The sequence below is a fragment of the Pseudomonas sp. Leaf58 genome (assembly GCF_003627215.1).
Classification (GTDB): Bacteria; Pseudomonadota; Gammaproteobacteria; order Pseudomonadales; family Pseudomonadaceae; genus Aquipseudomonas.
The window spans coordinates 659,582-682,500 of sequence record NZ_CP032677.1 but is presented as its reverse complement, the minus strand read 5'-3'; the positions used below and the strand labels follow the sequence as shown (position 1 = coordinate 682,500).

The following is a 22,919-nucleotide window of genomic DNA, read 5'->3' as shown; positions in this document are numbered from 1 at the left end:
CAAAACTCCAGATAAAGAAGGTTGAAGCCGGCGCGCGATGCGCTCACGCGCCTGGCATCAGAATCGGAACGATCAGTCGATCAGGTTCAGGGTTTCGCCTACAGCATCGAACAGGCGGTCGAGTTCCTGCGGCGTGGTGTTGAACGTTGGGCCAAACTGCAAGGTGTCGCCGCCAAAGCGCACGTAGAAGCCAGCCTTCCACAGTTTCATCGCCGCTTCGTACGGACGGACGATGGCATCACCGTCGCGGGCGGCGATCTGGATCGCACCAGCCAGGCCGTAGTTGCGGATATCGACGATGTTCTTGGTACCCTTCACGCCGTGCAGCAGCTTCTCGAAATGAGGGGCCAACTCGGCAGCGGACTGCACCAGGTTTTCCTTCTGCAACAGGTCCAGTGCAGCGATACCGGCGGCACAGGCTACCGGGTGGGCCGAGTAGGTGTAGCCGTGCGGGAATTCCACGGCGTATTCCGGGGTCGGCTGGTTCATGAAGGTCTGGTAGATCTCGCTGCTGGCAATTACCGCGCCCATCGGGATGGCGCCGTTGGTTACCTGCTTGGCGATGCACATCAAGTCCGGGGTAACGCCAAAGGCTTCGCTGCCGGTCATCGCGCCCATACGGCCAAAGCCGGTAATCACTTCGTCGAAGATCAGCAGGATATTGTGCTGGGTGCAGATTTCACGCAGGCGCTTCAGATAACCCTTTGGCGGCGGTAGCACACCGGCCGAGCCAGCCAGCGGCTCAACGATCACCGCAGCGATGTTGGAGGCATCGTGCAACTCGATCAGCTTGAGCATTTCATCAGCCAGGGCGATACCGCCCTCTTCCGGCATGCCTTTGGAGAAGGCGTTCACCGGCAGTACGGTGTGGGGCAGATGATCGACATCCAGCAACTGGCCGAACATCTTGCGGTTACCGTTGACGCCACCCAGGCTGGTACCGGCGATGTTCACGCCGTGGTAGCCACGGGCACGCCCGATGATCTTGGTCTTGGTGGCTTGGCCTTTCAGACGCCAGTAGGCACGTACCATCTTCAGCGCGGTGTCGGCGCACTCGGAGCCAGAGTTGGTATAGAAGACGTGATTCAGGTTGCCCGGCACCAGGTCGGCGATTTTTTCAGCCAGTTGAAACGACAGCGGGTGGCCGAACTGGAACGCCGGGGAGTAGTCCAGGGTAGCCAACTGGCGGCTGACCGCGTCGGTGATTTCCTTGCGGGTATGCCCGGCACCGCAGGTCCACAGACCGGAAAGGGCATCGAAAATTTTGCGCCCCTGGTCATCAACCAAGTAGTTGCCTTCGGCCGCCACAATCAGGCGTGGGTCGCGCTGGAAGTTGCGGTTGGCAGTGTAAGGCATCCAGTGGGCATCCAGCTTGAGCTGGCTGGCGATCCCGGTGGTGGCGGTTTCCGGCATGTTCATCGGCGGTTCCTCGGAAGACGAATAGGCAACGATGGATGTTGTTGCAGCTAAATTGGCACGGCGATAAAGTCTGAAAAAGCCAACATTTCTAATCTTCAGACAGGCCTTGACTAAACTAATGAGCCGACGCCCCGATCCACTTGCCCAAGTCAGTGATTTCGACATCCGCCTGCTGAAGATCTACCGCAGCGTAGTCGAGTGCGGTGGCTTCTCGGCCGCCGAAAACGTGCTGGGCATTGGCCGCTCAGCCATCAGCCAGCAGATGAACGACCTGGAGCAGCGCCTCGGTCTGCGCCTGTGCCAACGCGGCCGGGCCGGGTTTTCGCTGACCGAGGAAGGCCGCGAGGTCTACCACTCGGCGCTACAACTACTCAGCGCCCTGGAAAGCTTCCGCACCGAGGTCAACGGCCTGCACCAACATTTGCGCGGCGAGCTGAACATTGGCCTGACCGACAACCTGGTAACCCTGCCGCACATGCGCATCACCCATGCCCTGGCCGAACTCAAGGACCGCGGCCCCGAAGTGCGTATCCAGATCCGCATGATCGCGCCCAGCCAGGTCGAGCACGGCGTACTGGACGGCAGCCTGCACGTTGGCGTGGTGCCACAAACCAGCCCGCTGTCGGGTCTTGAATACCAGCCGTTGTACAGCGAGCGCTCACTGCTGTACTGCGCCGTCGGCCACCCGTTGTTCTATGCCGACGACCAGCAAATCGATGACGAGCGCCTCAATAGCCAGGAAGCCATCACCCCCACCTTCCGCCTGCCGGCCGAGATCCAGGCGCATTACCAGGCGCTCAACTGCACTGCCAGTGCCTCGGACCGGGAAGGCATGGCCTTCCTCATCCTCACCGGGCGTTACATCGGCTACCTACCAGACCACTACGCCACGTTCTGGGTGCAACAGGGCCGCTTGCGCGCCCTCAAGCCGCGGCAGCGTTTCTATGACCTCAGCTTAAGCTGGGTAACGCGCAAAGGCCGGCGGCCAAACCTGGTGTTGGAAAGCTTCCTCGAAAGCCTGGCTGCGACACGCTGATGTCAGTCTCTGCCGCAAACGCTTGTTACTTCGGCACAGGCAGGTAATCTTGTCCGACAGCCGCAGCCACTGCCCCGTACGGAATCGTCCATGACCTTAGAAGTCCCTGCGCATCGCCTCTCCGCCTCGGGCAAGCCCGCGGGCCGCATCCGCCAGAAGAACGAACAGGCCATTATCCAGGCCGCCGAAGACGAATTCGCCCGCCATGGGTTCAAGGGCACCAGCATGAATACCATCGCCCTCAAGGCGGGGTTACCCAAGGCCAACCTGCATTACTACTTCACCAACAAACTTGGCCTGTACATTGCCGTGCTCAGCAACATCATCGAGTTGTGGGACAGCACCTTCAACGCCTTGAGCGTCGAGGACGACCCAGGCGAAGCGCTGAGCCAGTACATCCGCACCAAGATGGAATTCTCTCGGCGCAACCCGCAAGCTTCGCGGATTTTCGCCATGGAAGTGATCAGCGGCGGCACCTGCCTGAGTGAATACTTCAGTGCCGACTACCGCCAATGGTTTCGCGGCCGAGCCGCGGTGTTTCAGGCCTGGATCGACGCCGGCAAGATGGACCCGGTCGACCCGGTGCACCTAATCTTCCTGCTGTGGGGTAGCACCCAGCACTACGCCGACTTCGCCACCCAAATCTGCCAAGTCACCGGCCGCAGCCGCCTGACCAAGCAGGACATGGAAGACGCGAGCAACAATCTTATCCACATCATCCTGAAAGGCTGCGGCATCAAGCCGGCTGCCTGACCGTCATTTATGCCTTCTACCCTGCTCGACCTCTGCGAATATCGCGAGGAAATCCGCAAAAGCCGCTTCATCACCCTCGCCGGGCCGATCAGCAGTGCTGCCGAAGCGATGAGTTTCATCGAACGCCACAGCGACCTGGCCGCTACCCATAACTGCTGGGCCTGGAAGCTCGGCGCCCAGTACCGCAGTAGCGACGACGGCGAGCCTGGCGGTACCGCAGGCCGGCCAATCCTGGCGGCGATCGAAGCGCAGGACTGCGACCAAGTGGTAGTGCTGGTGATCCGCTGGTACGGCGGCATCCAATTGGGCACCGGCGGCCTGGCCCGAGCCTATGGCGGCGGCGCCAACAAATGCCTGCAGCAGGCCCCCAAACGGCTGCTGGTACAACGCAGCGAATTCGCCTGCAGCTGCAGTTTCAGCGAACTGGCCTTGGTGAAATTGCGCTTGGCGGAGGTCGACGGCCTGGTACTGGATGAGCAGTTCACCGCCAATGGCGTGGACCTGCTGATTGCACTGGGTGACACCCACCTTGCCCCCCTGCAACAACAGTTGGCCGACTTGAGCCGCGGGCGCATTCTGCTCGAAGCGCGCTGAACATTACCCACAAGACATTGCCCACAACAACTGTGGGCCGGCCTGTGGATAAGCTTTGGGCACTTGCTTGCAGGCTATTGTTTTCAAGGCCTGCAGAGCTTTGATCATATTTTGATCACTATTTGATGACAGTCGCAACTTGCTGAATGCATAGACGTTATCCCCAGTGCCAAGGCAGGTGCGCCTGCCTGTTGCGCCTCGGCTTTGCACACAATAACTGTGGACCAGCCTGTGGATAACCCGTGCGCCAACCGGCGAAGTGCCCGGCCACCCAAGGCCCTGGCGCTACTGATCATTTTTTATCCAACCACGGGCAAGGCAGCAACTGCCACTGTGCGTTATCCTCAATACCTTTATTTGCAAACCGATCACGGAGCGCCTGCACATGGCTAACGCAAAAACCGCACTTATCATCGGCGCCTCGCGGGGGCTGGGCCTGGGTCTGGTGCAGCGCTTGCACGAGGACGGCTGGAACATCACCGCTACCGTGCGCAACCCGCAGCAACCTGGGGCTTTGGCCGAGGTGCCCGGCGTGCATATCGAGCAACTGGAAATGAACGACACGGCCCAGCTCGATAGCCTGAAGCAACGCCTGCAAGGCCAAGTGTTCGACCTGGTGTTCGTCAACGCCGGCGTCATGGGGCCCCTGCCTCAAGACCTGGAGGCGGTGCAAAACAACGACATCGGCGACCTGTTCATGACCAACGCCGTGGCTCCAATCCGCGTGGCACGCCGCCTGGTTGGCCAAGTACGCGAACGCAGCGGCGTATTGGCTTTCATGAGCTCGATCCTAGGCAGCGTGACCATCCCCGACGGCGGCGAAATCTGCCTGTACAAAGCCAGCAAGGCGGCGCTCAACTCGATGATCAACAGTTTCGTCGTCGAGCAACAACGCCCCGACCTGTGCGTGCTGGCCATGCACCCAGGCTGGGTGAAAACCGACATGGGCGGCGATAACGCCGAGATCGACGTGCTCACCAGCACCCGCGGCATGCTTGACCAGATCAACGCGCAAAGTGGCAACGCCGGCCTGCGTTTCATCAACTACAAGGGCGAGCCCTTGGTCTGGTGATTCACCCCATCGCAGCCTGGCCGGGCGCATTGCCCGGTAGGGCCCTGTAGAATGGTGCCAACCGTACCTGATCGAGATGACCCACTATGTATGATTGGTTGAACGCCCTGCCCAAGGCCGAACTGCACCTGCACCTGGAAGGCTCGCTGGAGCCCGAGCTGCTGTTCGCCCTGGCCGAGCGCAACAAGATCGCCCTACCCTGGGCCGAAGTGGAGACCTTGCGTAGCGCCTATGCCTTCAACAACCTGCAAGAGTTCCTCGACCTGTATTACCAAGGCGCCGACGTGCTGCGCACCGAACAGGACTTCTACGACCTGACCTGGGCCTACCTGCAGCGTTGCAAGGCACAGAACGTGATCCACACCGAACCGTTTTTCGACCCACAGACCCACACCGACCGCGGCATCCCCTTTGAAGTGGTGCTCAACGGCATCAACCAGGCACTCAAGGATGGCCGCGAACAACTGGGTATCAGCAGCGGTTTGATCCTCAGCTTCCTGCGCCACTTGAGCGAAGACGAGGCACAGAAAACCCTCGATCAGGCCCTGCCATTCCGCGATGCCTTCATTGCCGTTGGCCTGGACAGCTCGGAAATGGGCCACCCACCCAGCAAATTCCAACGTGTGTTCGACCGCGCCCGCAGCGAGGGCCTGGTCGCTGTCGCCCATGCCGGCGAAGAAGGCCCCCCCGAGTACATTTGGGAAGCACTGGACCTGCTGAAGGTCAAGCGCATCGACCACGGTGTGCGCGCCATCGAAGACGAGCGCCTGATGCAGCGCATCATCGACGAGCAGATCCCGCTCACGGTTTGCCCGCTGTCGAACACCAAGCTCTGCGTGTTCGACCACATGAGCCAGCACAACATTCTCGACATGCTCGAGCGCGGTGTGAAAGTCACGGTCAACTCGGATGACCCAGCCTACTTCGGTGGCTACGTCACCGAGAACTTCCACGCCCTGTACACCCACCTGGGCATGACCGAAGACCAAGCTCGTCGCCTGGCCCAGAACAGCTTGGATGCCCGGTTGGTCTGACGGGCATTGCGCCGTTGCGGTCAGCCGACCTGCAACGTCGGCACCCGGGCAATGCGATTGATCTGCTGGATACCCAGCGCCGAAATATGCAATGCCCGCGTGTCTTCGGCCTCGCGCATCCAGCCAGATTGCAGGAACAGCCTGAACAAGGCCTGCCCCAGCACACCACCCAAGTGCGGCCCTTGATCGTTCCACTCGGTGCAGCGGCAGATCACACAGCCACGTTGCTGGTGCGGCGCCAGCGCATCGATGTAGACCCCGACCAAAGCCAACTGCGACCGCCCCTCATCACTCACCATCAACTGTCGGCCACTGCCTTCCAGCCAACCAGCGATCAGCAAGCGGTGATACAGCTCACTGGCCAGCTCCCCACCCAAGTGATCGCCGCAGCGGCGAGCCCTGCGTATCGACATGGGCAGTGGTGCCACCGGCGCCTTGGCTTGTGCCTCCCTGGTGCTCAGCAGCTGGACACTGGCCAGCGCCTCAACCGCCGCCCCCACCTGCGGGGTCGCCAGGCGGAAGTAGCGCTTGCGGCCTCGCGCCTCATGCCGCAGCAAACCGGCCGACGACAACAATGAAAGGTGCGCGCAGGCTGACGACGAGGTCAGACCGGTCATTACCGCGAGCTCATTGGCCAACCGCGGCGTGCCATCGATCAATGCCCACAACATGGCACTGCGCTTGGGATCGGCCATCAGGCTGGCGATCTGGCTGATACTGCTAGCTGCGTTCATGTCCCTATAACTCCCTGCAAGTTCACTGTGTGGATGCGATGGCCAACCCTGGCAGGGAAGCGCCTCTCGCTGGCACTGGCCTGGTTCGCCAGTATAAGCCGCAAAAAACGCCACTCAGGCAGCCCCACGCGGTAGCACTGCAGCACAATAAACACTGGGTATGCCTACCCATGGCAAGCCGCGATAAAAACTGTGAAACCTATCCAGACCGCACGTTAAGGCCGCCAGCTACAGGCACGTAGCGGCACAGGAACGCCCTGCGGAAAAAACACCAGACACAACTTCGGATGCGACCGACAGCTACTTTCCACAAGTAGCGCGAGCCAAAGCGAAGGTTCCGCGCACTTGCGGGCATTGCGCCAACGTTGAAAGCGGCGGTAGAAAATGCCCACGCCGACCGTCAGTCAGGACGCTGAAGCACCTCATGCCAGCCAGGGGAGGCAGCGCTACACTTGATCCGCACCACCCCTTCTGGAGGTATGCAGCGATGAAAATTGTCGTCAGTGCATCGAGCCGAAACCCCGCCTGCCCCTGGCAGGTCCAGCTCGATCAACACGTGGTCAGCTTTCGCAGCGAGGCCGAGGCGCGTGCCTTTGTCGCCACGCTGGAGACCCGGCTACAGGCACCTCACCCGCTTATGCGGGAGCCTTGGCCGGCAAGCGTCGGGTCAGCAGCGCGACACTGACCACCAGTGCCCCGCACAAGCTGATCACCAGCGCCATCGGCACTGCACTGCCATCATGCAGCAGCCCGACCAGAGCCGCCGCGCCCGCAGCCACACTGAACTGCAGGCAGCCCATCAGTGCCGACGCACTGCCGGCCCGTGCGCCCTGCCCGCTCATGGCACAGGCAGAGGCGTTGGGGATGATGCAGCCCAGGCTGGCGATGCAGATGAACAGCGGTACCAACAGAGGCCACAGCTGCGTCGGCTGCAGGGCCGCCACGCCCAGCAGCACCAGGCCCGCAGCCAGGTACAGCCACACCGCCCGGGCCAACAGAAACGCCGGCCCGCGTTTGGCCAGCAAGCGTGCATTCACCTGCGCCACCAGGATAAAGCCGGCAGCATTGGTGCCGAACAACCAACCGTAATGCTCGGCCGGTACGCCGTAGAGTTTGATGAACACGAACGGTGAACCGGCGATGTAGGCGAACATGCCGGCAATAGCGATACCACCCGTCAAGGCATGGCCGACGAACACCCGGTCAGCGAGCAGGCGCAGGTACTGGCGCAAGGCGCCAGATAGCGGTTGGCGCGGCATGTGCTCGGGCAGGCTTTCCGGCAAGCCCAGGCTGACCGCCAGCAGGCAGCCGGCACTGAACAGGCTCAGGGCGAGGAAGATCGATTGCCAGCCGGCCACGTTCACCAACACCCCGCCCAGCATCGGTGCCAAGATCGGCGCCAGGCCCATGACCAGCATCAGTTGCGAGAACACTTTGGCCGAGGCCACCGGGTCGCACTTGTCGCTGACGATGGCACGCGACAGCACCATGCCGGCGCAACCACCCAGGGCCTGGACGAAGCGCGCCAGCACCAGGGTGTCGAGGTTGGGGGCATAGGCACAGGCCAGTGACGCAAGGGTGAACAGGGTCACGCCGAACATCAGCGGTTTGCGCCGACCAAAGCGGTCAGCCACCGGCCCGTAGGCCAGTTGGCCGATGGACAGGCCGAGGAAGTAAGCGGCCAACGTGGTCTGGACGTGTTTTTCATCGGTGGCGAACGCCTGCGCCATAGCCGGGAAGGCGGGCAGGTAAAAATCGATCGCCAAGGGCCCGAACGCACTGAGTGCGCCCAGGATGAGCACCATTCGCAGGTTCATCAGAAATCCATAGCAGGCTAAGCAAGTGCCTGATTCTAACTGCTGCGAGCCCTACCGGTACGAAAACATTTGCAACAAACCTGGGGGCTGGTGCGGTCCCTGTGGGAGCGGGCGCGCCCGCGAAGCACGCGGCGCGGTGGATGGCACCGGCTGTGCCGATGTTCGCGGGCTAGCCCGCTCCTACAGGCAAGTGTTCAGGCAACTTCGGCCTGATAGCCCTCATCCCGAATGGCGACAAGGATCTGCTCCTGCGCCAACTCACTCTGCACCCGTACCTGCCTGGCCGCCAGATCGACCTCTACCTTGGCTGCGGCATCCTGCTCCTGCACCGCCCGGGTCACGGCTTTCACGCAATGGCCACAGGTCATGCCTTGTACATTGAACACTTGCATGGGGGTCACTCCTTCAGGTTTTCAACGAGTCTCAAGCTTGCCATCAGGGTAAGGTCAAGCCCTGCCAGCAACGCCTGGGGTGGAAATCCGCGCCCGGGTCGGCCAAGCTGCGCCTTTGATGATCAGGCAAGCAGGAGATTCTTCATGTTCAGGGCAGCATTGGGCGTCGTCGGGCTATTGAGCACGCTGGCTGTGGTGCCACCGGCCAGCGCCGAGGGCAACTCGGACTACAGCGTACTGATCATTTCCCGGGAGCGCCTGGAAGTGGCAACCCACTGCGAAATCGGCGTCTACCTGAACGACCAGCTCTCTGGGCGCGTGTTTCAGGAGCAATCCACCTCGTTCAATTTGCCGCCGGGCCCTGTAGACGTACGCCTGCGTTTGCTGCCCGGGCAAATGCCGGGCTGCGCCGCGGGCATTGAGGACCAGCGCAGCACACGCTTGAACCTGCAAGCGGGGCAAATCAACAAATACCGCATCGCAATGGGGCACTATGGGCTGGAGTTGCAGCGAGCCGGCCTAGGCTATTGACCTTACCTGCGTGGCAAGGTTGATGCTGGAGGCCTGTCCAAGGAGGAGAGCCATGCCCGCATCCACCACGTACGACCTGCCGATTTCCGGCATGACCTGCGCCAGCTGTGCTGGCCGGGTCGAGCGCGCCCTGCGCAAGGTCACCGGCGCTGAACAGGTCAGCGTCAACCTCGCCACCGAACAGGCCCGGGTGCAAGCCCCGGCCAACAGCCTGCCCGCCCTGGTCGACGCTGTACGCACTGCCGGCTACGGCGTACCCACCCGCACCGTCGAATTGCAAATAGGCGGCATGACCTGCGCCAGTTGCGTCGGCCGCGTAGAGCGTGCCCTTGGCAAGCTAGCGGGGGTCGAGCACGCCAGTGTCAACCTCGCCAGCGAACGTGCGCACCTTGAAGTGCTCACAGCCCTCGACGACAACCTGCTGATCGACGCCGTGCAAAAGGCTGGCTACAGCGCCAGCCTGCCGCAAACCGCCAACGATGACTCAGGTGCTACCCAGCGGCGTCTGCGCAACGAACGCCTGGCGGTCGGCACGGCCCTGTTACTGGCTTTGCCCCTGGTATTGCCAATGTTGGTGCAACCGTTCGGCTTGCACTGGATGTTGCCCGCTTGGGCGCAGTTTGCATTGGCAACACCGGTGCAGTTCGTGCTCGGCGCACGGTTCTACGTAGCCGCCTGGAAGGCCGTGCGCGCCGGCACCGGCAACATGGACCTACTGGTGGCCCTGGGCACCAGCGCCGGCTATGGCCTAAGCCTGTACCAGTGGGCACAGGCCCCCGCCGGCATGGCCCCACACCTGTACTTCGAAGCTTCGGCCGTGGTAATCGCCCTGGTGCTGTTGGGTAAATACCTGGAAAGCCGTGCCAAGCGCCAGACCGCCAGCGCCATCCGCGCCCTCGAAGCCCTGCGCCCGGAACGTGCTGTGCGCGTGGTCGATGACCGCGAAGAAGACGTGGCCATCGCCCAACTGCGCCTGGGCGACCTGGTGCTGGTCAAGCCCGGCGAGCGTTTCCCGGTCGATGGCGTGGTCGAGGACGGTAGTAGCCATGCTGATGAAGCCCTGATCAGTGGCGAGAGCCTGCCAGTGCCCAAGCAGCCCGGGGACACCGTCACCGGCGGCGCCATCAATGGCGAAGGCCGGCTGCTGGTGCGTACAAAAGCGCTGGGCACTGAGACCGTGCTGGCGCGCATCATCCGCCTGGTGGAAGACGCCCAGGCCGCCAAGGCACCGATCCAGAAGTTGGTCGACCGGGTCAGCCAGGTGTTCGTCCCAGCCGTGCTAGTGCTGGCGCTGGTCACCTTGGGCGGCTGGTGGCTGGCCGGTGCGCCGCTGGAAACCGCGCTGATCAACGCTGTCGCCGTACTGGTCATCGCCTGCCCCTGTGCCCTCGGCCTGGCGACGCCCGCGGCGATCATGGCCGGTACCGGCGTCGCCGCCCGCCACGGCATCCTGATCAAGGACGCCGAGGCCCTGGAGCGCGCCCATGCGGTCAACCGCGTGGTGTTCGACAAGACTGGTACCCTCACCTCGGGCAGCCCGCGGGTGGTCCACAGCCACGCGCAGGTGGGCAGCAGCGCCGACCTGCACCGGCTGGCCGGTGCCCTGCAACGCGGCAGCGAACACCCGTTGGCCAAGGCGGTGCTGGATGCCTGTGCTGAGCAGGGGCTGGAGGTGCCCAGCGTCGTCGCCAGCCAGTCGCTGACCGGGCGTGGTATCGCCGGGCGCGTGGACGGCCGCGAACTGGCGCTGGGCAACCGCCGCCTGCTTGATGAAAGCGCCTTGCCGCTCGGTGAACTGGCCGCCAAGGCCCAGGCCTGGGAAGCCGAGGGGCGCACCCTGTCATGGCTGATCGAACGGGGTGCGCAGCCCCGTGTGCTGGGCCTGTTCGCCTTTGGTGACAGCCTCAAGCCCGGTGCCGCGCAGGCCATCGACACGCTGCACGCGCAAAACATCAGCAGCCACCTATTGACCGGCGACAACCGGGGCAGCGCCAAGGTGGTGGCCGACGCCCTCGGCATTGACGACGTGCACGCCGAAGTGCTGCCAGCCGACAAGGCTGCGACCGTGGCCACACTCAAGCAAGATGGCGTGGTCGCCATGGTCGGCGATGGCATCAACGATGCGCCGGCGCTGGCCGCCGCCGACATTGGCATTGCCATGGGTGGTGGTACCGACGTGGCGATGCAAGCCGCCGGCATCACCCTGATGCGCGGTGACCCGCGCCTGGTGCCTGCCGCGCTGGAAATTAGCCGCAAGACCTACGCAAAAATCCGCCAGAACTTGTTTTGGGCATTCATCTACAACCTGATCGGTATCCCGCTGGCCGCGCTGGGTTATCTCAACCCGGTACTGGCCGGTGCCGCCATGGCCCTGTCCAGCGTCAGCGTGGTCAGCAACGCGCTGTGGCTCAAGGCGTGGAAACCCACCAGCAGCACCCAGGAGGCCCCATGAACATCGGCCAGGCCGCCCGCCGCAGCGGGCTCAGCACCAAGATGATCCGTTATTACGAGTCCATCGGCCTGCTCAAGCCGGCCACGCGCAGTGACAGTGGCTACCGCCTGTACCAAGCCGAAGATCTACACAGCCTGGCCTTCATCAAGCGCTCCCGCGACTTGGGGTTTTCCCTTGAGGAGGTCGGCAAGCTGCTGACCCTGTGGCAGGACCGCCAACGGGCCAGCGCCGACGTGAAGGCGCTGGCCATGCAGCACATCGAGGAGCTTAACCGGCGCATCGAGGAGCTGGTGAGCTTGCGCGACACCCTTGGCGAGCTGGTTTCGCATTGCCAGGGGGACGACCGCCCGGACTGCCCGATCCTCAAGGACCTAGCCAATGGCGCCGCAAGCAATTGCTGCCACTGAGCCGCCTGCTGCGCCTTGGTATGCCATATACGACCAAACACGACCGAATAGTCACTAACTGCGACCTGATTCAATAAATACGGGCGTTTTCCTACATAAAACCCGGATGCTGCCGATGCAAGAGATACCTGCCTCGTGTGTCTACAACAAAAATTCCGGGAGCGTCGATGAGCATCAAACAGAAACTGACCTGGGCATTCGCGGTCATCGCCGGCTTGCCCATCGTCCTTGTAGCCACCCTGGTGGTTCTCAACCTGCGTGGCGAAGCCCGCGACGGATTCCTGGATGGCAGCAGCCGGGAAATCCGCCAGGTCAGCAACGCGATGAACATCTTCTTCCAAGGCATCAACCAGAACGTCGAATACATGGCGTCACAGCCGCTGGTCGCCGCTACCGGCAGCGAGCTGAACAAGTACACGAGCGCAACCCCGTCCTACGAACTGGGTGACCAGGCCAGCAAGTTGCTGGAGTTCATGACCCGCCTGGCCACCTCGCACCCCTCCTATGCCTACCTGTCCTACGGGGTGAATGACGGTGGTTACGTGGGCTGGCCAGCCGGGCAGAAATTCGTCAATTACGACCCACGTACCCGCCCATGGTACCAATTGGCCATGGCCAACCCTGGCAAAACCCTGCGCACCGGCGCCTACTACTGGGCCGCCGACGACGCCGTGCTGATCAGCACCGTGCGCACCGTTGCCAACCAGCTGGGCAACCCCGGCGGCGTGGTCAACGTGGATGTATCGCTTAAAGGCCTCACTGAGATCGTCCAGCAAATAAAGCTGGGCGAAAGCGGCTACGTACTGCTGGTAGAAAACAACGGCAACGTGCTGGTCGACCCCCGTGACGCCAAGCACAACTTCAAGCAGCTGGCGAGTTTTGGCGACGGCTACGGCGAGTTGGCCAAGCATGGCAAAGGGCTGGTCGAAGTAGAGCTAAACGGTGTGCAGTACATGGCCAACATCTACCCGGATGAACAGCTGGGCTGGACCTTGATCGGCCTGATCGAACAAAGCGAAGTGATGCAGACCACCACCCGTCTAACCTGGCTGATTGGTATCGTCGCCTTGGTGCTGGCGGCGCTGTTCGCCGTCGTGGGTGCTACCTTCGCCAAACTGATCGTGCGGCCAATCAACAGCGTCACCAGTGGCCTGGAAGACATCGCCCAGGGCGAAGGCGACCTGACCCGCAACCTGGAAGTCCGCGGCCGCGACGAAACCGCACAGCTGGCCAGTTGGTTCAACCAGTTCCTGGGGGCCATTCGCAGCCTCATCCAGCATATCGGCGCAGCCGCCGGCAAAATCCTCAACACCTCGACCAGCTCCACCCGGGTGTCCAGCGACATGGCAGAAGCAGCGGGCCGCCAGCGTGAAGCGGTGGACATGGTATCCACCGCCTTCCATGAAATGGTCGCTACCGCCAACGAAGTGGCGCGGTCCTGCAGCCAGGCGGCGCAGTCGGCCGACAACGGCCAGCAGCAGGCGCGCGAAGGCCAGCAGCAGATCGATGCCGCGGTACACAGCGTCGACCGCCTGAGCCAGGAAATCGAGCAGTCGGCACAGTCGATCCAGCAGCTTGAGCGTGACAGCAACGCCATTCAGTCGATCCTCGGCACCATCCGCTCGATTGCCGAACAGACCAACCTGCTGGCCCTCAACGCCGCCATCGAAGCAGCCCGCGCCGGTGAACAGGGCCGTGGCTTTGCCGTGGTGGCCGACGAAGTGCGGGCGCTGGCCAAGCGGACCGCCGACTCCACTGCCGAGATCGACGGCCTGCTGGGCAACCTGGCCAGCCGCACTGCCGAAGTGGCCGAGCAGATGCATGCCAGCCTGGAGGTTTCGCAGCAGTCGGTGAGCCGTATCGGCCTGGCCCGCGACAGTTTCGGGCAAATCCGTGAATCGGTGGATGTAATCCGGGACATGAACACACAGATCGCCACGGCAGCCGAGGAACAGCACCAGGTAGCCGAGGACATCAACCGCCACATCAGCCAGATTCACGGCGATGCGCAGCTGGTGGCCGAACTGGCCCAGGCGGCGCGTCAGGACTCCGAGAGCCTGGCCGGCTTGTCCAACGAACTGGATACACTGGTACGCAGGTTCCGCACCTGATGCGGTGCCGGGTGCCGGCCTCTTCGCGGGTAAACCCGCGCCTACAGGTACAGCGCTGCCCTTAAGGCCTGCGCTATACCCGCGAAGAGGCCGGCACCGGCAACACTAAAGCTTGAGCTCCCCCGGTGTCGCCCCAAACAACTGCTTGAACGCCGCGATGTAGGCCGAAGTGGAATCATAGCCACAGCCCAACGCCGCCTCGGTCACATTCTCCCCCGCCTCCAGCAAGGCCAGCGACGACAGCAGCCGCATGCGTTGCCGCCAGTTACGAAAACTCAAGCCCGTCTCCCGCTGGAACAGCCGCATCAGGGTCTTTTCCGAGCAACCCAACTGCCGCGCCCATTGCTGCAGTGTCGGCGACTGATCCGGCGCGGCGATCAACCCATTGCACAGCGCCAGCAACCCCGGGTGGCGTGGCAACGGTAGCGAGAACCCCACCTCAGGCAGCGTGCGCAACTGGTCAAGCAGCACCGCCACCAGCCGCGCCTCGGCGCTGTCCCCCTCAGGGTAGTCTGCCGGGAACAGGCAAAACTGCTTGATCAGCTCGCGCGCCAACGGGGTCACTTCCAGTACCCGGCACTGCTCCGGCGCCCACGGGCAAGCATCCCGGCGCACGTACAGGCTGCGCATTTCGGCCTGCATCGAGGTGACCACTTCGTGTTCGGCATCGGCAGGGATCCACACCCCCCACTGGGGCGGGGCGAAGTAACTGCCTTCGCCGGTGTACACGCCGAGTACTCCGCTAATGGCGTAGGAAAACTGCACCCAGTCGTGCTGATGGCGAGTGGTCCAGGAGCCGGCGCCGAGGCTTTCGGCACGGGCATAGAGCGGCCTGGGCAGGTGGTCCAGCAGCGGGATGGCGCGGGGGTGTCCGATGATCGGCATGGCGGCTTCTTGTAGTTCTGAGCAGACAAGCCTAACAGTTGATAGGGTGTGACTGTGATATCGGCATTGCCTGCTTCGCGGGTTTGCCCGCGAAGAAGGCAATGCGGTATACCAGCAGCTTACCGCTCGAGGATCACCGTCACCCCCTGCCCACCCGCCGCACAGATCGAAATCAGCCCCCTGCCCTTCCCCGCCGTCGCCAGCAACTTGGCCAGGTTGGCCAATATCCGCCCGCCGGTCGCGGCAAACGGGTGCCCGGCCGCCAGCGAGCTGCCCTTGACGTTGAGCTTGCTGCGGTCAATCGCCCCAAGCGCTGCATCCAACCCCAACCGCTCCCGGCAATAATCGGCATCTTCCCAAGCCTTGAGCGTGCATAGCACCTGGCCCGCAAAGGCTTCGTGAATTTCGTAATAGTCAAAGTCCTGCAGCGTCAGGCCATTGCGCGCCAGCAACCGCGGCACCGCATACACCGGCGCCATCAACAGCCCCTCGCGGCCCGTGACGAAATCCACCGCAGCGGTTTCGCCATCGACCAGGTAGGCCAGCACCGGCAGCCGCTGCTGCGCCGCCCATTCCTCGCTCCCCAGCAGCACCAACGAGGCACCATCGGTGAGTGGCGTGGAGTTGCCCGCCGTCAGCGTGCCCTGGCCGCTGCGGTCGAAGGCCGGCTTGAGCTTGGCCAGTTGCGCCAAAGCCAGGTCGGGGCGCAGGTTGTTGTCACGGGTCAGCGTTAGAAACGGCGTCAGCAGGTCATCCTGCCAGCCTTCGGCATACGCGGCCGCCAGCTTTTGGTGGCTCAACAGCGCCAGCTCATCCTGTTCGGCACGGCCAATGCGCCAGGCCTGCGCCATGCGCTCGCAATGCTCGCCCATCGACAAACCGGTGCGCGGTTCGCCGTTGCGCGGCAGCTCGGGCTTCAGGTGGTGGGGGCGCAATTTGAGCAATGGTTTAAGCCGCTCGCCCAGGCTTTTGCCACGGTTGGCCTGCAGCAAGATGTGGCGCAGGCCTTCATTGACGGCAATCGGCGCATCGGAGGTGGTGTCGACGCCACCGGCAATGCCACTGTCGATTTGCCCCAGGGCAATCTTGTTGGCCACCAGCAGCGCCGCCTCCAGGCCGGTGCCACAAGCTTGCTGAAGGTCATACGCCGGCGTCTGCGGCGACAGGCGCGAACCCAGCACACATTCACGGGTCAGGTTCATGTCGCGCGAATGCTTGAGCACCGCGCCAGCCACCACCTCGCCCATGCGCAGCCCATGCAAGCGGTAGCGCTCGATCAGCCCTTCAAGGGCGACGGTGAGCATCGCCTGGTTGCTGGCCGTGGCGTAGGCGCCATTGGAGCGGGCGAACGGGATTCGGTTGCCGCCCAAAATCGCGACCCGGCGAGGTGTACGCATGCGCTTGCTCCTCCTGAAACAATTTGCTCGGTACAGCCTAGGTGTTTTTAGCGCATTCGAACGACCTTGGCACAAAGTTGGTCCACACTTTCAAGCTTGCCTTCTGGGAGACCCACTCATGAGCGATCGCTACCTCGGTTTTGCCAACTCCAACCTGGGCCGCCGTCTTGTGGATGCCCTTGGCCTACCACACCCGGCGCCGCTGGAGCGCTGGCAGGCCGGCCGCCTGCGCCCGGTGGAGGGTGCCCTGGTACTGGGTGGCGGGCCACTGGCAAGCCAGGTCGAAAGCATTGCCCCGCGCCTGACCGATACGCTTTACAGCTTCAATGCCGACACCCTAAAAGCCGAGGCCTGGGTGGCTGGCCTGGGGCCGAAAATCAAGGCCGTGGTATTCGACGCCAGTCACTTGTCCGACAGCGATGCATTGAAGCAGTTGCGTGAATTTTTCCAGCCGCTGCTGCGCAGCCTGGCGCCGTGCGCCCATGTGGTGGTGCTGGGCCGTGCGCCAGAAAGCCTCGACCATCCGTTGGCCAGCATTGCCCAGCGCGCCCTGGAAGGCTTCAGCCGTTCGCTGGCCAAGGAACTGCGCAATGGTGCCACCGCACAATTGCTGTATGTGGCCCCCGCTGCCGAGGACCAGCTGGAAGGCGCCCTGCGCTTCTTCCTCTCACCCAAAAGCGCCTTCATCTCCGGCCAGGTGCTGCGCCTGGAAGCCTGCGCCAGCCAAGTCGAGGACTGGACCCGGCCGCTGGGAGGCCGCCGCGCCCTGGTGACCGGCGCCGCCCGCGGCATCGGTGCCGCCATTGCCGAAACCCTGACGCGCGACGGCGCCGACGTGTTGCTGCTCGATGTGCCGCAGGCCAGCCAAGACCTTGACGCCTTGGCCGCCCGCCTGGGCGGCAAGGCGCTGGCGCTGGATATCTGCGCCAGCGACGCCGCCACGCAACTGCTCGCGGCCCTGCCCGACGGCATCGACATCGTGGTGCACAACGCTGGCATCACCCGCGACAAGACCCTGGCCAACATGACCCCAGAATACTGGGACGCGGTGCTGGCGGTTAACCTCAAGGCACCGCAGGTGCTGACCCAGGCGCTGTATGACAACGGCGCCCTGGGTGAAAACGCACGCATAACCTTACTGGCCTCGGTCAGCGGCATCGCCGGCAACCGCGGGCAGGCCAACTATGCCGCGAGCAAGGCTGGGCTGATCGGCCTGGCCCAGGCCTGGGCACCTAGGCTCGCCGAGCGTGGTGGCAGCATCAATGCTGTGGCACCCGGCTTCATTGAAACTCACATGACCGCCGCCATGCCCATGGGCCTGCGTGAGGCTGGGCGGCGCCTCAGCTCATTGGGCCAGGGCGGCCGCCCACAGGACGTCGCCGAGGCCATCGCCTGGCTCAGCCAGCCCGGTTCTGGGGCGGTCAATGGCCAGGTGCTGCGGGTCTGCGGCCAGGCCTTGATGGGAGCCTAAGCATGAACCGACACTGGCACGACCTGCACAGCCCGGCTTCGCGCGCCAGCTTGTACCTGCGCGCGGCCAGCAAGCGCACCATCAGCGGTGACCCACTGCCCGCCAACGGCCTGCGCTGTTTCATCCACCTCCAGCCAGGCAACCTGGCCGCTTATCGGCGGCTGTGCCACTTCACTGACGATGGCCGCCTGCCGGGTACTTATCCCCATGTCATGGCGTTCACGCTCCAGTTGCAATTGATGACCGCCCGCGACTTCCCTTTCCCGTTGCTCGGCATGGTGCACCTGCACAACCGCATCGAAGTGCTGCGCCCCCTGGGCGCTATCGAAGGGCTGCGCTTTGCGGTGCATGCGGACAATCTGCAGCCCCATGCCAAGGGCGGCACCTTCGACCTGGTTACCGAGGCGGCAGACGGCATCGGCCTGCTCTGGCGCGAGACCAGCCGCATGCTGGTGCGTGGGCTAAAGCTGGAAGGTGAGCCTGGCGAAGCTGGCGAAGGTGAACCTGAGCCATTGCCTGAAGCGACCCGTTGGTATGCCGACAGTGACATCGGCCGGCGTTATGCCAAGGTCTGCGGGGATTACAACCCTATCCACCTCAGCGCCACCAGTGCGCGGCTGTTCGGCTTCCCCACGGCCATTGCCCACGGCATGTGGAGCAAGGCCATGGCCTTGTCAGCGTTACGCGGGCACCTGCCGCACGGTGGCTATGCCTTCGAGGTGGATTTCCGCAAGCCAGTGCGGTTGCCGTCGGAGGTGGTGCTCAGTGCCAGTGAGGCCGGGCCCGAGGGGGCGCTGCGGCTGGATGGGCACGGCGGGGTACTGCATATGGTCGGGCGCTGGGCTCCCTTGTAGGCGCGGCCTTGCCTGGCTTGGCGGTATGCGCTTGCTTTGCATCGGGCCTGCGCAGAAGCTATGCAGCACTAGGAGACCCCCGATGAACCTGCAAGAACTCACCCTACGCCTGCACCAGATCCGCGACAACAACGACTGGCGTGGCTTCCACAGCCCGAAAAACTTGGCCATGGCCGCCAGCGTCGAAATGGCCGAGCTGGTGGAAATCTTCCAGTGGCTGAGCGAAGACCAATCGCGCCAGCTGCCCGCCGACAAACTGGCCCACGCCGGCCAGGAAGTCGGGGATGTGGTGCTCTACCTGTTGCTGCTGTGCAGTGAGCTGGGCCTGGACATGGACCAGGTGGTGCGGGCCAAACTGGCCGACAGCGAGAGGCGCTTCGCCCGATGAACGACCGTCATTTCGATGAGCTGGCCACCCGCTTTGCCGAGAAAATCTACGGCGGTGCCAAAGGCGCGATCCGCCTGGCCGTGCTGCAGGCCGACCTGGCCGAGGCCCTGCCCGAGCGCCCGCTGCGCATCCTCGACATTGGTGCCGGGCTGGGCCACATGGCCTTGTGGCTGGCACAACGTGGCCACCAGTTGACCCTGGCCGAACCCGCCGCGCCGATGCTCGACGGCGCGCGCGCGCGCTTTGCCGAGGCCGGCCAAACAGCCACCTTCATCCAGGCGCCCTGGCAAGACCTGCTTGGCCAGCTGACCGAACCCTACGATCTGGTGTTGTGCCACGCCGTGCTCGAATGGCTGGCCGAACCTGAAACCATCCTGCCGGTGCTGCACCAACTCACGGCCCCTTCCGGGTGGTTGTCGCTGGCCTTCTACAACCGCGATGCACTGGTCTACCGCAACCTGCTCAAGGGCCATTTCCGCAAGTTGCGCAGCAACCGACTGGAGGGTGAAAAGCAGAGCCTCACCCCACAGAAACCACTTGATCCACGCGAGCTCCGGGCGCAACTTGATCCTATGTGGCAGGTTGAAAGCGAAAGCGGCGTGCGGGTGTTCCACGACTACATGCCCAAGGAATTCCAAGGCAAGGCCGAGTTGCTCGACCTGCTGGAAATGGAACTGGCCTACCGTCGACATCCCAGTTTCGCTGGGCTCGGCCGCTACCTGCACTGGGTCTGCCGCCCCCGCTGACTCGCCCGCCGGAGGACTAAATGCCGTACCGTCTGTTGTGCCTGGCGCTGCTGCCGCTTGCCCTGGCTGGCTGCCAGGGCAGCAACCCCTATGTGGCCAGCAGCCGCCCTTTACCAGCAGCCCCTGCCCAGGCGGCCACTACCTTCGATGCCAGTGCCTACCCGGCCCCCGCCCGTGATTACGGGCACTACCGCAGCTGGAGCTGGCGTGACGGCCAGTTGCCCAGCGGCTCGGTCGATACCGACCCGGCGCAACTGGCCGATGCGGTCAGCGGCGCGCTCGACCAACATGGCCTGCGCCCCGCCCGCGGCGGCCCCGGCGACTTGCTGGTCAGCGCCGACATACGCCTGGAAAAGCGCTTGCGCCAGGTGCGTGACTACGATGCCTACGACCCCTACTACGGCCCGTACCCCTATGGCGGTGTCGGCTATGGCGGCTACCGTAATGGCTATGGGGCCTATGCCAGCGTGCCTATCGTGCGCACCTACGAGGTGGAGGTGATGGTCGTGCGCATCGACCTGTACGACGCCCGCAACGGCCAACCGGTATGGAGCGCCAGCGCCGAAAGCGGCAGCGACAAGGACTCGCCGCGTGAACGCGAAAGCGCCTTGCGCGATTCAGTGCACAAGGCGCTCAACGGCTATCCTCCCAGTTAATGCCTAACGGAGAACCATCATGTTGCGCCGTCTCTTTCTATTGTCATGCGCGTTATTGCTGGCTGCCTGCTCCAGCAATAACGTCCAGCAGGATTTCGATGCCAGCCGTGATTTTGCCGCCTACCGCAGCTGGGCGTGGCAGGAGCCGGGCCTGCAATACCGCCCGGACGACCCGCGGATCAAAAGCGACCTGACCGAACAGCGTATTCGCCAGGCGGTCGCCGACCAGCTCGACCAGCGTGGCCTGCGGCCGGTGCAAGGCGGCGCCCGGCCAGACCTGACAGTCCGTACGTACCTGATCGTCGAGCAGCGCCAACAACAGATCACTACCAACTACGGCGGTGGCTGGGGGGGCTACTGGGGCGGCTACTGGGGTGGCCCGATGTACAACGAAACCCGCAGTGTCGACTACAAGGTCGCGACTATTCAGGTCGACATGTTCGATGGCCATGACGGCAAGCTGGTGTGGCGCGGCAGTGCCGAGCAAATCATGAACAACTACCCGCCAAGCCCGGAAGAACGCAACAGCGCAATCCACAACACCGTGTCCAAAGTGCTGGCCAACTACCCACCCGGCAGCAAGAAATAGAGGGTTTTGGGCGTGGGTTTATCGGGGGTGTCGGGCCGCAGCGAACAGCGGCACAGCCGGTTTCCGCCTGCGCGTTGGATTGTTCGCGGGCAAGCCCGCTCCCACCGGTCTATCTTCACTTAAGGAAACCTGACTGACCGGGTAGATGTGTTCAACAACTGGGAAAGGCGACCTGCCAATGCAAAGCATTGTTCTCCTGATGTGGCTTGCCTTGTGCTCCGAACAGGACGTGCGTCAACGCCAGATATCCAACTTGCTGACCGTGGGCGTGGCTACCTGCGCCTTGGTCTGGCTGTTCGCCACCGGCCACACCTGGATCGGCGCCGATGCCAGCGATGCCGGCTGGGGGTTGGCCATCGTCATGTTGCTGACCCTGCCTGGCTACATGCTCGGCCGTTTCGGCGCCGATGACGTCAAGCTGATGGGCGCCCTGGCGTTGGCAACCAGCCCGCAATACGTGCTCGGCACCTTCATCGGCGCCGGTGTCAGCGTACTGGTGTGGCTGCTCACCCGCCGGCGCCTGTGGACCCTGCTCAACCCTAAAGTAAAAAAACGGTTGCAGGCCCTGACCGAAGAAATGGGCGACAAACAAGCATTTGTCCCGTATGTGCTCACCGGCTTTTTGCTAACAGCGGTATGGACCCAATGAGCAAGCCCACAGTCGGGTGGCTTGTACACGACTTGTACAAAGTTGCCACCTACGTCTATTTTTTAGTTTGCCAGAGCGTCTGGCCCGGGAGCAGTGCCGTATACAAACAGGGAGTTGACCGTGTCCAGACCCGTAAGCGGCGTAAAGATTCTGTTGGTTGATGACCAACCGGTCATTGTCGAACAATTGTGTGAGTTCCTCGAATCCAAGGGCTATGGCTGCGCGCCCGCCTATTCCACCGACGAGGCCATCGAGCGCTATGCGGCAGACCCAGCCATTGGCCTGGTTATCTGCGACCTGCATATGCCCGGGCGTGACGGCATCGAGCTGGTACGTGCATTGAAAGAAGTCGACGGCAACCAACGCAAGTTCGAGGCCATCATGGTGACTGGGCGAGCGGAAAAGCAGGACGTGATCCGAGCGTTGCGCGAGGGCTTTGCAGACTACTACCAGAAGCCCATGGACCTCGATGAATTGCTGGAAGGCGTTCGCCGCCAGGAACAGGTGGTACTAGAGCGCCAGCGCAGCCTGAGCGACTTGGGCGGGCTGAATCAGCGCTTGCATGACCTCGCCAGCTCGGTGGACGAGCTGTATCAGGACTTGGAAAGAGCCCGCGGCCAGGGCGTCCACCGGCGCGCCGGTGATGTGGAAGAGGCTGAAAGCGAGCTGCCAGCGGTGTTCGAGAAGCTGTCGCCACGCCAGTTGGAAGTGGCACGCCTGGTGAGCAAGGGCAAGACCAATTACCAGATCGCCTGTGAACTGGGCATTACCGAAAATACCGTGAAGCTGTATGTGTCGCAGGTACTGCGACTGACGCACATGCACAACCGCACGCAGCTGGCATTGGCGCTAACGCCCAGTTCTTCACCGGTGCATCAGCGGCTTACCACCCATTGACGGTTGGCTGGAAAATTCTGGGGCTGCTTGACAGC

At 63.2% G+C, this 22,919-nt stretch carries 24 protein-coding genes and 1 pseudogene; 19 read left to right on the top strand and 6 right to left on the bottom strand.

The annotated features are described in order from the left end of the window. Positions 1-72: 72 nt before the first annotated feature. A complete protein-coding gene (locus DV532_RS03130) occupies positions 73-1,419 on the bottom strand; it encodes an aspartate aminotransferase family protein (RefSeq protein ID WP_056807202.1) in 1,347 nt (448 codons plus the stop codon). Between the two features lie 118 nt (positions 1,420-1,537). On the opposite strand from DV532_RS03130, the gene DV532_RS03125 reads away from it, so the two are divergent. The 5 genes from DV532_RS03125 to DV532_RS03105 all read left to right on the top strand — a co-directional run bounded on the left by DV532_RS03125 (position 1,538) and on the right by DV532_RS03105 (position 5,908). Further along, positions 1,538-2,455, top strand: a complete 918-nt coding sequence (locus DV532_RS03125) for a LysR family transcriptional regulator (protein ID WP_056807199.1) — start codon at positions 1,538-1,540, stop codon at positions 2,453-2,455. A gap of 90 nt (positions 2,456-2,545) precedes the next feature. Continuing rightward, positions 2,546-3,208, top strand: a complete 663-nt coding sequence (locus tag DV532_RS03120; RefSeq protein ID WP_056807195.1) for a TetR/AcrR family transcriptional regulator — start codon at positions 2,546-2,548, stop codon at positions 3,206-3,208. Between the two features lie 9 nt (positions 3,209-3,217). After that, the gene (locus DV532_RS03115) at positions 3,218-3,802 is read left to right on the top strand and encodes a YigZ family protein (protein WP_056807190.1); all 585 of its coding nucleotides are present in this window, start codon (positions 3,218-3,220) and stop codon (positions 3,800-3,802) included. 385 nt (positions 3,803-4,187) lie between these two features. Then, a complete protein-coding gene (locus tag DV532_RS03110; protein ID WP_056807188.1) occupies positions 4,188-4,874 on the top strand; it encodes an SDR family oxidoreductase in 687 nt (228 codons plus the stop codon). Positions 4,875-4,960: 86 nt separating this feature from the next. Further along, entirely contained in the window at positions 4,961-5,908 is a 948-nt protein-coding gene (locus DV532_RS03105) for an adenosine deaminase (RefSeq protein ID WP_056807186.1), read from the top strand. A 20-nt stretch (positions 5,909-5,928) separates the two neighbouring features. Here the strand turns inward: DV532_RS03105 and DV532_RS03100 are convergent, their stop codons facing one another. Further along, positions 5,929-6,642, bottom strand: coding sequence for a helix-turn-helix transcriptional regulator (locus tag DV532_RS03100; protein ID WP_056807183.1), 714 nt, complete (start codon positions 6,640-6,642; stop codon positions 5,929-5,931). A 487-nt stretch (positions 6,643-7,129) separates the two neighbouring features. Between DV532_RS03100 and DV532_RS30800 the strand changes: the two genes are divergently transcribed. Continuing rightward, on the top strand, positions 7,130-7,327 hold the full coding sequence (locus tag DV532_RS30800; RefSeq protein WP_075044510.1) for a hypothetical protein: 198 nt from the start codon (positions 7,130-7,132) through the stop codon (positions 7,325-7,327). Here the strand turns inward: DV532_RS30800 and DV532_RS03090 are convergent. Beyond that, positions 7,278-8,459: a multidrug effflux MFS transporter gene (locus DV532_RS03090; RefSeq protein WP_056807180.1), complete on the bottom strand. Its 1,182-nt coding sequence runs from the start codon at positions 8,457-8,459 to the stop codon at positions 7,278-7,280. The genes DV532_RS30800 and DV532_RS03090 overlap by 50 nt on opposite strands. A 194-nt stretch (positions 8,460-8,653) precedes the next feature. Then, the gene (locus DV532_RS03085) at positions 8,654-8,851 is read right to left on the bottom strand and encodes a heavy-metal-associated domain-containing protein (protein WP_056807178.1); all 198 of its coding nucleotides are present in this window, start codon (positions 8,849-8,851) and stop codon (positions 8,654-8,656) included. 144 nt (positions 8,852-8,995) lie between these two features. On the opposite strand from DV532_RS03085, the gene DV532_RS03080 reads away from it, so the two are divergent. The 5 genes and pseudogenes from DV532_RS03080 to DV532_RS31125 all read left to right on the top strand — a co-directional run bounded on the left by DV532_RS03080 (position 8,996) and on the right by DV532_RS31125 (position 14,352). Beyond that, the gene (locus DV532_RS03080) at positions 8,996-9,382 is read left to right on the top strand and encodes a hypothetical protein (protein ID WP_056807176.1); all 387 of its coding nucleotides are present in this window, start codon (positions 8,996-8,998) and stop codon (positions 9,380-9,382) included. 52 nt (positions 9,383-9,434) lie between these two features. Continuing rightward, on the top strand, positions 9,435-11,834 hold the full coding sequence (locus DV532_RS03075; RefSeq protein ID WP_056807173.1) for a heavy metal translocating P-type ATPase: 2,400 nt from the start codon (positions 9,435-9,437) through the stop codon (positions 11,832-11,834). After that, a complete protein-coding gene (gene cueR, locus DV532_RS03070) occupies positions 11,831-12,241 on the top strand; it encodes a Cu(I)-responsive transcriptional regulator (protein WP_056807170.1) in 411 nt (136 codons plus the stop codon). Before DV532_RS03075 ends, cueR begins: the two co-directional genes overlap by 4 nt. A 167-nt stretch (positions 12,242-12,408) precedes the next feature. Beyond that, positions 12,409-13,494: pseudogene (locus DV532_RS31130) on the top strand (cache domain-containing protein); the annotation flags it as partial. A gap of 90 nt (positions 13,495-13,584) precedes the next feature. Further along, a complete protein-coding gene (locus DV532_RS31125; protein ID WP_372339992.1) occupies positions 13,585-14,352 on the top strand; it encodes a methyl-accepting chemotaxis protein in 768 nt (255 codons plus the stop codon). Between the two features lie 105 nt (positions 14,353-14,457). Here DV532_RS31125 and DV532_RS03060 read toward each other — a convergent pair whose 3' ends face one another. After that, on the bottom strand, positions 14,458-15,237 hold the full coding sequence (locus DV532_RS03060) for a helix-turn-helix transcriptional regulator (RefSeq protein ID WP_056807165.1): 780 nt from the start codon (positions 15,235-15,237) through the stop codon (positions 14,458-14,460). A 119-nt stretch (positions 15,238-15,356) separates the two neighbouring features. Next, positions 15,357-16,634: an acetyl-CoA C-acetyltransferase gene (locus DV532_RS03055; protein WP_056807162.1), complete on the bottom strand. Its 1,278-nt coding sequence runs from the start codon at positions 16,632-16,634 to the stop codon at positions 15,357-15,359. A gap of 118 nt (positions 16,635-16,752) precedes the next feature. Between DV532_RS03055 and DV532_RS03050 the strand changes: the two genes are divergently transcribed. From DV532_RS03050 to DV532_RS03010, 8 genes are all read left to right on the top strand, one after another. Then, positions 16,753-18,105 (top strand): 3-oxoacyl-ACP reductase, encoded by a 1,353-nt coding sequence (locus DV532_RS03050; protein ID WP_056807159.1) that lies wholly within the window; start codon positions 16,753-16,755, stop codon positions 18,103-18,105. A 2-nt stretch (positions 18,106-18,107) separates the two neighbouring features. Continuing rightward, positions 18,108-18,959: a MaoC/PaaZ C-terminal domain-containing protein gene (locus DV532_RS03045; RefSeq protein ID WP_056807156.1), complete on the top strand. Its 852-nt coding sequence runs from the start codon at positions 18,108-18,110 to the stop codon at positions 18,957-18,959. 82 nt (positions 18,960-19,041) lie between these two features. Further along, positions 19,042-19,347, top strand: a complete 306-nt coding sequence (locus DV532_RS03040) for a MazG-like family protein (protein ID WP_056807152.1) — start codon at positions 19,042-19,044, stop codon at positions 19,345-19,347. Then, positions 19,344-20,093 (top strand): methyltransferase domain-containing protein, encoded by a 750-nt coding sequence (locus tag DV532_RS03035; RefSeq protein ID WP_056807150.1) that lies wholly within the window; start codon positions 19,344-19,346, stop codon positions 20,091-20,093. Before DV532_RS03040 ends, DV532_RS03035 begins: the two co-directional genes overlap by 4 nt. A 20-nt stretch (positions 20,094-20,113) precedes the next feature. After that, positions 20,114-20,749, top strand: a complete 636-nt coding sequence (locus DV532_RS03030) for a DUF4136 domain-containing protein (protein WP_056807147.1) — start codon at positions 20,114-20,116, stop codon at positions 20,747-20,749. A gap of 19 nt (positions 20,750-20,768) precedes the next feature. Next, positions 20,769-21,338, top strand: a complete 570-nt coding sequence (locus DV532_RS03025) for a DUF4136 domain-containing protein (RefSeq protein ID WP_056807143.1) — start codon at positions 20,769-20,771, stop codon at positions 21,336-21,338. Positions 21,339-21,516: 178 nt separating this feature from the next. After that, the gene (locus tag DV532_RS03015) at positions 21,517-21,987 is read left to right on the top strand and encodes a prepilin peptidase (protein WP_056807141.1); all 471 of its coding nucleotides are present in this window, start codon (positions 21,517-21,519) and stop codon (positions 21,985-21,987) included. A 120-nt stretch (positions 21,988-22,107) separates the two neighbouring features. Further along, positions 22,108-22,884: a response regulator transcription factor gene (locus tag DV532_RS03010; RefSeq protein WP_056807138.1), complete on the top strand. Its 777-nt coding sequence runs from the start codon at positions 22,108-22,110 to the stop codon at positions 22,882-22,884. Positions 22,885-22,919 lie beyond the last annotated feature (35 nt).